Origin of the sequence: Streptomyces montanus (genome assembly GCF_005786655.1) — a bacterium.
GTDB classification, from domain to species: domain Bacteria; phylum Actinomycetota; class Actinomycetes; order Streptomycetales; family Streptomycetaceae; genus Streptomyces; species Streptomyces sporangiiformans.
Genome location: NZ_VBZC01000090.1, coordinates 427 through 13089, shown reverse-complemented (window position 1 = coordinate 13089; position 12663 = coordinate 427). Strand labels below are relative to the sequence as shown.

The 12663-nt window shown below is 71.3% G+C and carries 10 protein-coding genes and 2 pseudogenes; 9 read left to right on the top strand and 3 right to left on the bottom strand.

The features are described 5' to 3' along the window. Positions 1-17 precede the first annotated feature (17 nt). Positions 18-212, bottom strand: a complete 195-nt coding sequence (locus FE633_RS43370; RefSeq protein WP_119099111.1) for a hypothetical protein — start codon at positions 210-212, stop codon at positions 18-20. A gap of 301 nt (positions 213-513) precedes the next feature. Here FE633_RS43370 and FE633_RS43365 point away from each other — a divergent pair, with 301 nt between their 5' ends. From FE633_RS43365 to FE633_RS43340, 5 genes are all read left to right on the top strand, one after another. Next, entirely contained in the window at positions 514-906 is a 393-nt protein-coding gene (locus tag FE633_RS43365; protein ID WP_138050668.1) for an ankyrin repeat domain-containing protein, read from the top strand. A 299-nt stretch (positions 907-1205) separates the two neighbouring features. Continuing rightward, entirely contained in the window at positions 1206-2624 is a 1419-nt protein-coding gene (locus FE633_RS43355) for a HEAT repeat domain-containing protein (RefSeq protein WP_138050667.1), read from the top strand. A 219-nt stretch (positions 2625-2843) separates the two neighbouring features. Continuing rightward, a complete protein-coding gene (locus FE633_RS43350; protein WP_138050666.1) occupies positions 2844-3968 on the top strand; it encodes a glycosyltransferase family 4 protein in 1125 nt (374 codons plus the stop codon). Then, entirely contained in the window at positions 3965-5212 is a 1248-nt protein-coding gene (locus FE633_RS43345; protein ID WP_138050665.1) for a glycosyltransferase, read from the top strand. Before FE633_RS43350 ends, FE633_RS43345 begins: the two co-directional genes overlap by 4 nt. Next, entirely contained in the window at positions 5209-6072 is an 864-nt protein-coding gene (locus FE633_RS43340; RefSeq protein WP_138050664.1) for an SGNH/GDSL hydrolase family protein, read from the top strand. The genes FE633_RS43345 and FE633_RS43340 overlap by 4 nt, the downstream gene beginning before the upstream one ends. A gap of 24 nt (positions 6073-6096) precedes the next feature. On the opposite strand, the gene FE633_RS43335 is transcribed toward FE633_RS43340, so the two are convergent. Further along, a complete protein-coding gene (locus tag FE633_RS43335; RefSeq protein WP_138050663.1) occupies positions 6097-6930 on the bottom strand; it encodes a putative hydro-lyase in 834 nt (277 codons plus the stop codon). Continuing rightward, positions 6927-8246, bottom strand: coding sequence for an MFS transporter (locus tag FE633_RS43330; RefSeq protein ID WP_138050662.1), 1320 nt, complete (start codon positions 8244-8246; stop codon positions 6927-6929). The genes FE633_RS43335 and FE633_RS43330 overlap by 4 nt, the downstream gene beginning before the upstream one ends. 646 nt (positions 8247-8892) lie before the next feature. On the opposite strand from FE633_RS43330, the pseudogene FE633_RS49940 reads away from it, so the two are divergent. From FE633_RS49940 to FE633_RS43305, 4 genes and pseudogenes are all read left to right on the top strand, one after another. After that, positions 8893-9050, top strand: a pseudogene (locus FE633_RS49940) (GntR family transcriptional regulator); the annotation flags it as partial. Between the two features lie 83 nt (positions 9051-9133). Next, positions 9134-10636: a hypothetical protein gene (locus tag FE633_RS43315; protein ID WP_138050683.1), complete on the top strand. Its 1503-nt coding sequence runs from the start codon at positions 9134-9136 to the stop codon at positions 10634-10636. Between the two features lie 136 nt (positions 10637-10772). Then, complete coding sequence (locus FE633_RS43310) at positions 10773-11651, top strand: hypothetical protein (RefSeq protein WP_138050661.1); 879 nt, start codon at positions 10773-10775, stop codon at positions 11649-11651. Positions 11652-11738: 87 nt separating this feature from the next. Continuing rightward, positions 11739-12663, top strand: a pseudogene (locus tag FE633_RS43305) (hypothetical protein); the annotation flags it as partial.

Below are 12663 nucleotides of genomic sequence, written 5' to 3'. Positions count from 1 at the left end.
TGTGGAGGGGTGGGGCGTCAGAACTTGATCCCGCCTAGGAGGCTGGCCAGGCTCTCGCCGCCGGCCTTGATGCTCGGCGCGAGGGCCGTGCTCGCCAGATAGAACCCGAAGAGCGCGCAGACCAGCATGTGCGAGGCCTTGAGGCCGTCCTTGCGGAAGAAGAGGAAGACGACGATGCCGAGCAGGACGACGCCTGAGATGGACAGGATCATGAGGTTCTCCTGGTAGGTGGGGACAGTCACCATGAGTGCTTCCAGGGTCACAGCATGTATCCATACGATAAAAGGTGCAACTGAGTGAATTTCCTGGCATTTCGCCCCGAAGGTTCTGGAGTTCTGGCCGACAGGGCCTTCACCTGGCGGTCTGCCGGGCTCGCGATGATCTTTGCCTAGGGAGGGCACAGTCATGTGCCCGCGGAGCCAGTACGCTGGCGATTCACTCGTACGGGCGCACCGCTCGCGGTCGTACGCACCCGCAGTCCGCACGTTCTCGCAGCGAGAGGTGGTCCGGCCGATGAGCGAAGCCCCCGACCCCGAGGTCGTGGAGCTGGCGACCAAGATCTTCGATCTGGCGCGCCGTGGCGAGACCGAAGCGCTCGTCGCGTACGTCGACGCCGGCGTTCCGGCCAACCTGACCAACGACCGTGGCGACTCGCTCGTGATGCTCGCCGCCTATCACGGCCACGCCGACGCGGTGCGCGCCCTTCTGGAGCGCGGCGCCGAGGCCGACCGTGTCAACGACCGGGGCCAGACCCCGCTCGCCGGAGCGGTCTTCAAGGGGGAGGACGCGGTGGTCCGGGTCCTCCTGGACGCCGGCGCCGACCCTGAAGCGGGCACGCCGTCCGCCGTGGACACGGCTCGGATGTTCGGGAAGTCCGAGTTGCTCGAACTCTTCGGAGCGAACTGAAGCACCCGCCCTGACCAGGCGAGACAGTGATTTTGGGGGAGGCGGTACGGGGACGCCGGAAATGCGGTCGCGGCAGCGAGAACAGCTGAGTCATCATGACGTCGTGATTCACGGACGCGATGGCTGGGCAGATGTTGCCGCACCGCGCGGGCCGTGACGGCCCAGACGGGCCAACGACGAGAGGCAGAGGAAGATGGGCTACAGCAAGCAAGAGACGACGGGCGCCCCGACGTGTTGTCACACGGCCAGGTAACGCACGATCCCCGGTCGCGTCGACGCTTGATGTGAGGCTGCTTCCCATGTTCGATCCGGTCATAGCGCCCAGCGGTACGCTGCTCGGCCTGCTCCAGCGGGGCCGCGGCGACGGCACGCTGCACGCGCTCACCGCACCGCGGGCCGAGGCGCTCGCGGCGCTGAACCAGTGTGTGCTGAGCGACCCCCGCCACGACTGGCAGGTGGAGAACCGCTCCCTGTACTACGCCCGTCTCTACGTCGATCTGAACGGTGAGCTCGACGAGATCGAGCGTCACCTCTTCGACGCCGACGACGTCCTCGACACGGACGAGTCACGCACGGGACTCGCGCTCGCCGTCCTCGGGCACCTCGCCTCGTACGACAGGCGGGACGCGCTGGAGTTGCTGCGGCGGTACGCCGCCTGCGGCGCCAACTGGGCCTGGGCCCTGGACGAACTGGCGCTGCGCGACGACGACGAGGGCCTCAGCGCCCTCGCGGCGCCGGTCCTCGCCCGGTTCCCCGCCGATCCCGAGGGCGATGCCGAACTCGCAGCCGTTGTACGCGACGCCTTCGAACCGCGCCCTTGGCGGCTGTGGGCCGAGGATCCGCGCGCATCCGTCGGGCCGCGCGTGCGCGCCGCTCAGGAGACCGGCTCCTTCGACCGCTGGCAGCGGCAGATGCGACCGACCGGCCCCCGTCCGGGGTGGAGCGTGCGGGCCGTCTTCGAGTGGGCCCAGCAGGGCATCGAGCGCGGCGCGGCACTCCATGTCCCGGCCGCACGCTGCCTGACGGCCGTAGCGGGGCCCGACGACCGCGCCGAGATCGTCGAGGCCGCCCGCCACGGCGACGACGGCGCGCGCTGTACGGCCCTTCGCTATCTCGCCGACAGCCAAGATCCCGACGTACTCGACCTGATCGAGGCCGCCCAGGCCTCCGGCTCGCGACTCGTCGTGGATGCCGCCGTGGACGCCTTCGAGCGGATGCGCAGCGTCGCCGCCGTGCTGCGGGCGCGCACGTGGGTGCACCGGCCCGATGCGCTCGGAGAGGCCGCGGGGCGGGTGCTCGCCTGCCGGGGCGGCGCACAGGACAGCGAACTGGTGCTGGGCGCCCTGCGTGAGGCCGTACGCGGGGACGGGCCCGACGCGCCGACCCTGTGGACCCTCGTCGACGGCACCGGACGGCTCGGCATCGCCTGCGCCGCCCCCGTGCTGCGGCACATCTACCGCGAGACGGCCTCGTCACATCTGCGCGGGCGCGCAGCCCGCGCGCTGGCCGCCACCGACCCGTCCTTCCCTGCCGGATTCGCCGTCGAATGCCTCTGGGACTGCGAGGAGACCACCAGAGAGATCGCGGCCAGGCATGCCGAGACCGGTGATGCCCGTGTGGTCGACCAGCTACGGCGGCTCGCCGCCGATCCGGCCGAGGAGGCCGAGGTACAGACGGCGGTGCGCAGCAGAATCGGCCCGGACACGTCCGCCGTGTGACACCGTCCGAGCCCATCCCTGCGTCCGGGGCGGCATGCCGTGCCGCGACCCGGACGGGGCTGTCGTGTGAACACCGGGTGACTGGTAAACCAGGAGGACACACACAGGCGCTGACCTGGAGGGTTTACGAGGGCGGCGGCGCACAACGCTCATGGGACGTTCCTCGTACGGAAAGATCCACGTTGACCCGGCCACGTCCAGCACGACGACAACACGGGTATGCGTGTCGTCATCGTGACCGAGTCCTTTCCCCCCGATGTGAACGGCGTGGCCCACTGCGCTCTCCAGACCGCCCGACACCTCGTCGCGCGCGGTCACGCCCCCCTCGTCGTGGCTCCGGCCACCGCAGCCGCGAACGACGCCGACGCCTCCGCGCCGTGCCCCGTCGTCCGCGTCCCCTCCCTTCCGCTCCCCGGGTATCCCCAGGTCCGCGTCGCCCTCCCCAGCAGGCGCGTGGCCGCGGCCATCACCGCACACCGGGCCCAAATCGTCCATCTGGCCAGCCCCTTCGTGTTGGGCGTGCGCGGTATGGCCGCCGCTTCCCGGCTGGGCATACCGGCCGTGGCCGTCTACCAGACCGACCTCGCGGGCTACGCCCGCACCTACATCAGCGCGGGTGAGTCCACGGCGTGGCGGCGTATCCGCTCCGTCCACGCCGCCGCCGACGTCACACTCGCCCCGTCCAGCGCGGCCCTGCAGGACCTGGAGGCACACGGTGTGCCCCGGGTACGGCTGTGGCCGCGTGGCGTGGACGCCGTCCGCTTCCGCCCCGAGCACCGCGACGAGGCGCTGCGGCGTGAACTCGCTCCGAACGGCGAGGTGATCGTCGGCTACGTGGGACGGCTCGCCCCCGAGAAGCACATCGAACTGCTCGCCGGGGCCTGCCGCCTGAACGGTGTGAAGGTCGTCGTCGTGGGCGACGGCCCCAGCCGGTCCGGACTCGACGAGACGCTGCCCGGCGCGACCTTCCTGGGCCGACGCACCGGCGACGACCTCGCCCGGATCTTCGCCTCGCTGGACGTCTTCGTGCACACCGGCCCCTTCGAGACCTTCTGCCAGACCGTCCAGGAAGCCATGGCCAGCGGCGTCCCGGTCGTCGCGCCCGCCGTCGGCGGGCCGCTCGACCTGGTGGCCCACGAGCGCACCGGGTTCCTGGTGCCGCCGCGCGACGAGAACGCCGTACGCGACGCGGTGGCGGCGCTGACGGCGGACCCCGCACTGCGGGCCGCGTACGGGGCCGCCGGGCGGGCCATGGTCGAGGGCCGCACCTGGGAGGCCGTGGGCGACCAGCTCATCGGGCACTACGACCAGGTGCTCGCCGACCGGACGGTGGTCGCGGCATGAGCTCTTCGCTGAAGATCGTGCGGCTCGCGAACTTCGTGGCGCCCGCCTCGGGCGGCCTGCGGACGGCGCTGCGTGAGCTGGGCAAGGGATTCAAGGAGGTTGGGCACGAGCCTGTGCTGATCGTGCCCGGCGAACGCGCCACCGACCGTGAGACCGAGCAGGGACGGGTGATCACGCTGCCCGGGCCGCTGCTCCCCGGCACCGGCGGCTACCGGGTGCTCACCGACAAGAAGCGGGTGGCCCGGCTCCTGGAGGAGCTCGCCCCCGACCGTCTGGAGGTCTCCGACCGCACGACGCTGCGGTGGACCGGCGCATGGGCGCGCCGCCATCGGGTGCCGGCCGTGATGGTCTCCCACGAGACCGCCGACGGTGTACTGCGGACCTGGGGCCTGTCAGAGAACATGGCCCGGCGGGCTTCCGACGTACTCAACACCCGTACCGCGCACACCTATGCGCGCGTCGTGTGCACCACCGAGTTCGCGGAGCGCGAGTTCGTGCGCATCGGTGCGCGCAATGTCGTACGCGCTCCGCTGGGCGTCGACCTGGAGCACCGGTATCCCGCACTGCGGGACCCCGCACTGCGCGCCCGGCACGCGCGCGTGGACGAGACGCTGCTCGTCATGTGCTCCCGGTTGTCCGTCGAGAAGCGTCCCGGCACGGCGCTGGACGCCCTGGAGGCGCTGCTGCGCCGCGGACGGCGAGCGGTGCTCGTCGTCGCGGGCGAGGGCCCGCTGCGGACCCGTCTCGAACGGCGGGCGCGCGAGCGCCGGTTGCCGGTGACCTTCCTCGGACACGTCGCCGACCGCGCCCTGCTGGCCTCCCTCCAGGCCACCGCCGACGTGGCGCTGGCCCCGGGACCGGCCGAGACGTTCGGGCTGGCCGCTCTGGAGGCGATGGCCTGCGGCACCCCTGTCGTGGCCAGCTCCTCGTCCGCCCTCCCGGAGGTCGTCGGCTCCGCCGGAGCCACCGCCGCGGACAACGGCGAGGCCTTCGCGGACGCGGTGCGGATGATCCTGGAGCGCCCGGAGCGTGAGCGCCGGGAGGCGGCACGCGCGCGTGCGGAGCTTTTCGGATGGAAGAACGCGGTGGAGGCGTTTCTCGCGGCGCATGACGTGGAGCCGGTCGGGTCGGTCGGGTCGGTCGGGTCGGTCGGGTCGGTCGGGTCGGTCGGGTCGGTCGGGTCGGTCGGGTCGGCCGCCGTCGTGCCGACGGCGGCCGCGGCCTCGCGGGAGGGCCTGCGATGAGACCGCTGCGGTTCGTGGCGCTCGGCGATTCGCTCACGGAAGGCGTCGGTGATCCCGTCGGGGACGGGTGGCGTGGCTGGGCCGCGCTGCTCGCCGACGGCCTCGCACCGGCCGACGCGCCCGTGGAGTTCACCAACTTCGCGGTCAGCGGGGCGCAGACCCGCGATGTCCTCGAGCGTCAGACCCCGGCCGCGCTGGCCGTCCGGCCCGATGTCGCTTCGGTCGTCATCGGCGTCAACGACACCCTGCGCTGCACCTTCGACATCCATGCCCTGACCGCCCGCCTCGACAAGGTGTACGCGGCCTTCCGGGCCGAGAACGTGGTCCTGCTCACCGTGTGCCTGCCCGACCCCGGCTCGATGCTCGGGCTGCCCGGCGCGATGGCCAAACCCCTCGCCCGGCGGCAGCGGGCCGTCAACACAGTGGTGCACGCCTTGTCCGAGCGCCACGGGGCCCTCCACCTGCACGCGGCCGAGGGGGAGTGGCTCAAGGACCGTGCCATGTGGAGCGCGGACCGGCTGCACCCCGGCGAGCGTGGGCACCGGCAGCTCGCCCTGCGCTTCCATTCCGTGCTCGCGGAGGAGGGCATCGCGACCGGCGTCGCGCCCTCGCCCGACCCGGAGTTCCCCGTGCCCACCCGGTTGGCGAGTCTGCGGTGGCTGGCCACCGCGGGCACCGGATGGGTGGCCCGTCGCTGCACCGACCTGTTGCCCCAGCTCCTCACCCTCGCCGCGTCCGAAGTACGCCATCGGGCTCGCGGCACCAGCGCCCGCCTCGACCTCCGCACCTCGCACGCGGTATCGGCTGCCCTGGCGGCCCTGACGGTGACGGAACTGACGCAACAGCCGGACGCCGCGTGACGATGACGGTGTCGATTCCTCCGGTCAGGCCACGCGGTACTGCTCGTCGCGGGCGTCGGTGATGAACATCTGGCCCGGTGCATGGGTGATCGCGAACGGCGGGCGCGAGGCCATCACCGCGGCCTGCGGCGTCACCCCGCAGGCCCAGAACACCGGGATGTCGCCCGGCTCGGCATCCACCGCGTCGCCGAAGTCGGGGCGCGCGAGGTCCTCGATGCCGAGTCCGTCCGGCTCGCCGCAGTGCACCGGGCTGCCGTGCACCGCGGGCAGCAGACTGCTCTCGCGGATCGCCGCGGCCAGGTGCGCGGGCGGGACGGGGCGCATCGACACCACCATGGGGCCGTGCAGCCGCCCCGCGGGTCGGCACTGACGGCTGGTGACGAACATGGAGACGTTGCGGCCCTGCTCGATGTGGCGCAGCGGGACACCAGCCTCGCTCAGCGCCCACTCGAAGGTGAAGCTGCATCCGATGAGGAACGAGACGAGGTCCTCGCGCCAGTGCGCCACCACGTCCGTGGGCTCGTCGACCAACTCCCCGTGCTCCCACACCCGGTAGCGCGGCACATCGGTGCGCAGATCGGCGTCCGGGGCGAGGACGGTGGTCCAGGAGCCGGCGTCGGTGACGTCGAGGACCGGGCAGGGCTTCGGATTGCGCTGGCAGAACAGCAGCATGTCGTACGCCCAGTCGGCGGGCACCGAGATCAGGTTCGCCTGCGTGTGGCCCGCAGCGCGGCCCGCGGTGGGTCCCGACAGACCCGAACGGAAGTGTGCGCGTGCCTCGTTGGGGCTCCACGCACGCGCGTGGTCGTGGTCGTGGTCGTCGAGAAGGTTCAGCGGCCGGTCCTGAGTGCGGTTCACAGAAGCTCCTTTCCGCGCGTCTCGGGCAGTCCGAAGAGGGCCAGTGCCGCGAGACCGTAGCCGATCGCGCCGAAGACCAGGGCGCCGCCGACGCCCCAGCTGTCGGCCAGGAAGCCGACCAGTGTGGGGAAGACGGCGCCCACGGCCCGGCCGGTGTTGTACGTGAAGCCCTGTCCCGTGCCGCGCACCTCCGTCGGGTACAGCTCGCTGAGGAACGAACCGAAGCCGCTGAAGATCGCCGACATACAGAAGCCGAGCGGGAAACCGAGCACAAGGAGCAGGGTGTTGGCGCCGCTGGGGATGTTCGCGTAGACGAGGATGCAGATCGCCGAGAGGACCGCGAAGAGCCAGATGTTCCGCCTGCGGCCCAGCTTGTCGGTGAGATGGCCGCCGGTGAGATAGCCGATGAAGGCGCCGCTGATCAGGAACGTGAGGTAGCCGCCGGTGTTGACGACGGACAGTTCACGCTCCGTCTTGAGGTAGGTGGGCACCCAGGTGGCCAGCGTGTAGTAGCCGCCCTGGACACCGGTGGAGAGCAGGACCGCGAAGAGGGTCGTCCGCAGCAGCCCGGGTGCCTCGGCCGTGCCGGGCTTGAAGATCGCCGCCAACGAGCCCTTCTCGGCGCTCTCCTCGCGGCGTTCGGTCGCCTTCGGCGCGTCCTTCACCTGACGGCGCACCCAGACGACGAGCAGGGCGGGCAGCGCCCCGGTCCAGAACATCACGCGCCACGCGACGTCCTCGTCGAGGAACTGGAAGACCAGCGTGTAGACGATCACGGCGAGCCCCCAGCCGACGGCCCAGGAACTCTGGATCGCGCCGAGCGTACGGCCCCGGTGCTTCGGGCTCGCGTACTCGGCGACCAGGATCGCGCCGACCGCCCACTCGCCGCCGAAACCGAGCCCCTGAAGGGCCCGGAACACCAGCAGCGTCTCGTAGTTGGGTGCGAAGCCGCAGGCTACGGTGAAGACCGCGTAGGTGATCACTGTGATCATCAGGGCCTTGACGCGCCCGATCCGGTCCGCGAGAACGCCCGCGACGGCGCCGCCGACGGCGGAGACGACCAGCGTGACGGTCGTGAACAGCCCGGTCTGGCCGCTGTTCAGGCCGAAGTACGCCGACAGGGCCACCATGGTCAGCGGCAGCGTGAAGTAGTCGTACGAGTCGAGGGCATAGCCGCCGAACGCGCCCACGAAGGCGCGGCGGCCGCGCGGACCCAGGGCTCGCAGCCAGGCGAAAGCGCCCTCGTCGGTGGTCGGTTCACCCGGGCCGGTGTGGGTGCCGGGGGTCAGGGACTGCGGTGGAGGGGTCGTGCTCATGGCACCTCACTAAGACGGAGGGAGGGTGCTCGGAGACTGAGCCGTGCCGTGCGCAAGCGGTCGACGCCGGGGAAAGCCGTCGGCGCCTGACAAGCAAGGTAAGGGATCGTTGAACGATCCCTCAATACTCATGTTGTTTCGTTCTTGTATCTGCGATTGAATTCGGGCGTGGCCGAACTCAACGAATTGGCGGACGACCGCGCGCTGTTGGGACGCACCCAGCACTGCCGAGCAGGTCTCGGACATCCTCAGGAGCCGGATCGCCGAGGGGTTGTAGCTGCTTGCAGGGGAGTGTGCACGAGGTCGAGTTAGCTCGATCGTGTGATGGTCCGCTCGTTGGCTTGCAACACCGTGGGCCGACCGGGTTAGCGTGATCGTGCGATCTGGGACGCCGGGTACGGCGCCAGCGTGCGGGGCCCCCGCTCCACCAGAGAGATGGTCCGGGGCCTCCCCGTCGCCATTGGCCGTACCCACCTGGCCAGGTCGCGCAGGCAACTGGCCTCCCGGGATCGGACCACTCACAGGATGCGTGTCGCCGCCCCGGGGTTGAGTACGCCGGGGACCTGGGGGTCCCCCCGGACGAAGTCTGGGGGAGCGCTCAAGACCGTTCGGGGCGTGCGGCTGATCGGGCTCACTCCTGCTCAGTCTTCAGGAACGGTACTTCCCACCCGGTACGCGCATGTTCGAGGACAGCAGCGGTGGCGGCTCGGCGTCTCGCGCAACACGCTGCGCGAGACGTTCCGGCTGCTCACGCACGAACGGCTGTTGGTGCAGGAGCTCAACCGAGGCGTCTTCGTAGGGATCCCGAGGAGACGAACCCGCAGGTCCCCGGCTCGGCCTGCGGAGCGTTTCCGTCGTTGTCAGACCGAGGACCTAGTCTGTGCACCGTGACTTCGCCTGCATCGACGGACAGCGTTCCGCCCCAGCTCAGCGCGGGGCCGCGCCCCGCCCTGGGCCCGGCCGCCGACGAGGGACTGGCGCGGCGGCTGCGCGCGCTCGCCTGCACCGCGCCGCTGCACGACCTCGACGTACGCAAGGCGAACCTCGCGGGTGAGTACTCGGTGTACGGGATGGCGGAGGTCGCCCTGGCCGCCATCGACCTCGTCACGCTGAACATGGACTTCGACACGGGCGCCGACCACGACCAGATCGTGGCCAGGCTCATCCCGCGCATCGCCGCGCAGGCCCCGCGCCGGCCCGTCGCCGAGCACGAGCGCGTCGCCCGCTGGGTCCTGGAGAACCTGATCAACGTCGGCAGCGTCGACCGCGGCTTCCGGGCCGTGTACGGCACGTTCGCGCCCGACGGCTCCTATGTGCGCCGCGACTACGACTTCAAGCTGATCGAGGAGGTGCCCGGCCATGGAGGGAGCGTGTATCTCCGTACGACGGACGAGGCGGTCAACGTCCTCGTGGGCGCCCTCGACACGGACGTCACCAGCGCGCAGATCGCCGCCGAGGTCAAGCTGGAGGTGCTGATCAGCCGAGGCAGGCTCGCCGACGCGCAGCTGGCCGCCGAGCAGGCCCGCTACCGGACCGTGCAGTACTCCGAGACGCTCCGCAGGGCCCTGGACGCGACGCGGCGCAACGTACGGGCGGTGGACTGGCTGCAGGCCGTCCCCGACATGATCGCCGAGGCACTCGACCACGTGGCCGACCGCTATCGCCACGAGAACGCGATCCTCACCAACATCCGCAAGGCGCGCGACGAGTCCGAGGACCCCGAGCAAAAGCGCCGCGCCGCCGAGCTCGTCGACATCGTCAAGGACTGCATCCGCCGCCATACGCAGCTGCAGTCCCGACTCCTCGAAGCCGGCCCGCTGTTCCGCGCGGAGCAGGACCGGCAGGCCTTCGCGACGCCCATGACCACGTCGGGGATAGATCTGTACGGGCATCTTGTCGCGCCCGTACTGCCCCTGCCCGTGGAGCAGGCGCTGCGCGTGACGGACGCGTTCTTCGCGCGCGGGACGGGGCTGCGGACTCCCGTGTCCGTACGGGTCGGTGACCTCGTCGACATACTGCTGACGCCGCCCCTGGAACGCGAGCACCTCGGCGCCGAGATGCCCGAGCCGGATCTGATCGCCACGCCGGACGACAGCCGGTTCAGCGAGGAGCAGTTGGCTGCCGCCATGGAGTTGCTCGACCTGCCCGCCGACGCGCCGCGCCGGCTGTCCGGGCTGCTTGACGACGCCCGCCGTCAGGATCCCGAACTGCCGTATCTCGTGGCCCTGCTGGCCGTCCACGCGGCCAGCCCGCCGGTGGGTACGGCCCACCGGCAGGGCGAGGAGAAGCTGCTGTTCTCGGTGGATGACGGGGTCGAGCTGGACGACTCGGAGTTCGGTGGGGCGGACCTCATAGTCGGCACGGCTACGCTCCGTTTGGAGCACCGGTGAACTGCGGGTCAGTTTTTGGGTGCGGGCCGTGTGTGGCTGATCGCGCCCACGCGGCGGAGCCGCATGATGTCACGCCCCGCGCCCCTGAAGGGGCGCTTGCCCTCACCCTCGTTTTTCAGAGCAAGGAGCCCACACCGTGACCGAGCACGTCGAGTGGAGTGAGACGGAGGATGCCGCTGCGCCGGTGAGTCGCGCCGTCACGCCTGCTGACGCCGCCGACTCGGCGCGGCTCGTCGCCTTCGGGCTGCAGCCGAAGCTGCAGCCCGCGCGGGACCAGGAATATGCCGAGCTGCTGCGGCGGTATCGCGAGGACCCGGCGTTCGCGCGGCTCGCCGACGCCGTGGCCGCCGGGCTCGGGCTGGTCGTGCTGGAGGTGTCCCCGCGCGCGGGGATGGCGGTGACCGCCGCCGAGGACTCGGTGTTCGCCGTGCGCATGGGTGACTACGCGCGGCGGGCGTCCGCGGACTCGGGGGACCGGTTCCTGCACGGGCTCGCGCATCTCGCGGTGGCCGCGTTGGCGTTCCCGCGGCCGGAGGACCTCGCCGACGACGGATACATCGGGCGGGTGTCGGTCCACGGAGTCGACGCGTTCGTACGGCAGGCCTGCCGCCGCCTGGAGGAGCGGGCCGAGGAGCAGGGGGCGAACACCGACCCGGCCACCGACGCGCCCGGCCTCGAGGCCGCCTGGCGGATCTGGGTCAGGCGCAGCGCCACCGGAGCCACCAAGGACGCGCGCCGGCTCGCGGGTTCGACCACCGGCATCGTCGGCAAGGCCGTGGCGTTCCTCACGGACTCCGGGTTCCTGCAGCGCACCGGGGACGACGCCGGGGGGACGTACCGCACGACCGCCCGCTACCAGCTCCAGGTGCGCGACATGGCGGGCAGCGCCGCGATGGCCGAGCTGCTGGAGCTGGGCATCGTTCCGGTCACCGACGGAACCGCGAGCCTGCTGCCCGCCGAGGACACGGACGACCTGGATCTGGTGGCCGACGCCGGACTGCCGTTCCACTCCTGACCCGACTGCCGTCGACCGCCCTCGGTCGACGCCGGGCGAAACCCGACCGAACCCGACTTCCCCTTCCGATGACGAGAGTCCGCCGCCATGTACGAGCTGTCCCGGGTCCGCCTCTACTCCATCGGGCCTGCCGGTGCGCGCTACGCCGACACCGTGCTGGACCTGCGGGGCGTCGGCGACCCCGTGCCCGCCCCCGCGCCCACCCAGGCGGAGTTCTTCGAGGAGGAGCCGGTCGGCCCGCCGCGTCGTCCCGCTCCCGCGGGCGTGCTCTTCCTGGAGAACGGCGGCGGCAAGTCCGTACTCCTCAAGCTGATCTTCTCGGTGATGCTGCCGGGACACCGGAACACGCTGGGCGGCGCCAGTTCCGGCGTGCTGCGGAAGTTCCTGCTCGCCGACGACTGCGGGCATGTGGCGCTGGAGTGGCAGCACACCCTGACCGGTGAGTGCGTCGTCGTCGGCAAGGTGAGCGAGTGGCGCGGACGCCAAGTGTCCAACGACCCGCGGAAGTTCGCGGAAGCCTGGTACTCCTTCCGGCCCGGGCCCGGGCTGAGCCTGGACAACCTGCCGGTCGCCGAGGCCACCGCCGTACGGCCCTCCGTCGAGGGCGTGTCCGGTGCGCAGGGGCGGCGCCGCACGATGAAGGGCTTCCGGGACGCGATCACCGAGGCGGGCAAGGCGTATCCGCACCTCGAGGTGCACTGGGAGGAGATCCACGACCGCTGGAACGAGCACCTCGGCGACCTCGGCCTCGACCCCGAACTCTTCCGCTACCAGCGGGAGATGAACGCCGACGAGGGTGAGGCGGCAGGACTTTTCGCGGTCAAGAAGGATTCCGACTTCACCGACCTGCTGCTGCGCGCGGTCACCGACACCCGGGACACCGACGGGCTCGCCGACCTGGTCGGCGGTTTCGGCAACAAGCTGGGGCGGCGGGCCGAGCTGATCGCCGAGCGGGACTTCACGGCCGGGTCCGTGGATCTGCTCGGACGGATCGTGGACGCGGCCGGGACGC

What these genes read in the sequence shown, in the direction of transcription:
- FE633_RS43345 (WP_138050665.1), top strand. Translation starts at nt 3,965, where the DNA reads ATGAGCTCTTCGCTGAAGATCGTGCGGCTCGCGAACTTCGTGGCGCCC.
- FE633_RS43355 (WP_138050667.1), top strand. Translation starts at nt 1,206, where the DNA reads ATGTTCGATCCGGTCATAGCGCCCAGCGGTACGCTGCTCGGCCTGCTC.
- FE633_RS43370 (WP_119099111.1), bottom strand. Translation starts at nt 212, where the DNA reads ATGATCCTGTCCATCTCAGGCGTCGTCCTGCTCGGCATCGTCGTCTTC.
- FE633_RS43340 (WP_138050664.1), top strand. Translation starts at nt 5,209, where the DNA reads ATGAGACCGCTGCGGTTCGTGGCGCTCGGCGATTCGCTCACGGAAGGC.
- FE633_RS43330 (WP_138050662.1), bottom strand. Translation starts at nt 8,246, where the DNA reads ATGAGCACGACCCCTCCACCGCAGTCCCTGACCCCCGGCACCCACACC.
- FE633_RS43365 (WP_138050668.1), top strand. Translation starts at nt 514, where the DNA reads ATGAGCGAAGCCCCCGACCCCGAGGTCGTGGAGCTGGCGACCAAGATC.
- FE633_RS43350 (WP_138050666.1), top strand. Translation starts at nt 2,844, where the DNA reads ATGCGTGTCGTCATCGTGACCGAGTCCTTTCCCCCCGATGTGAACGGC.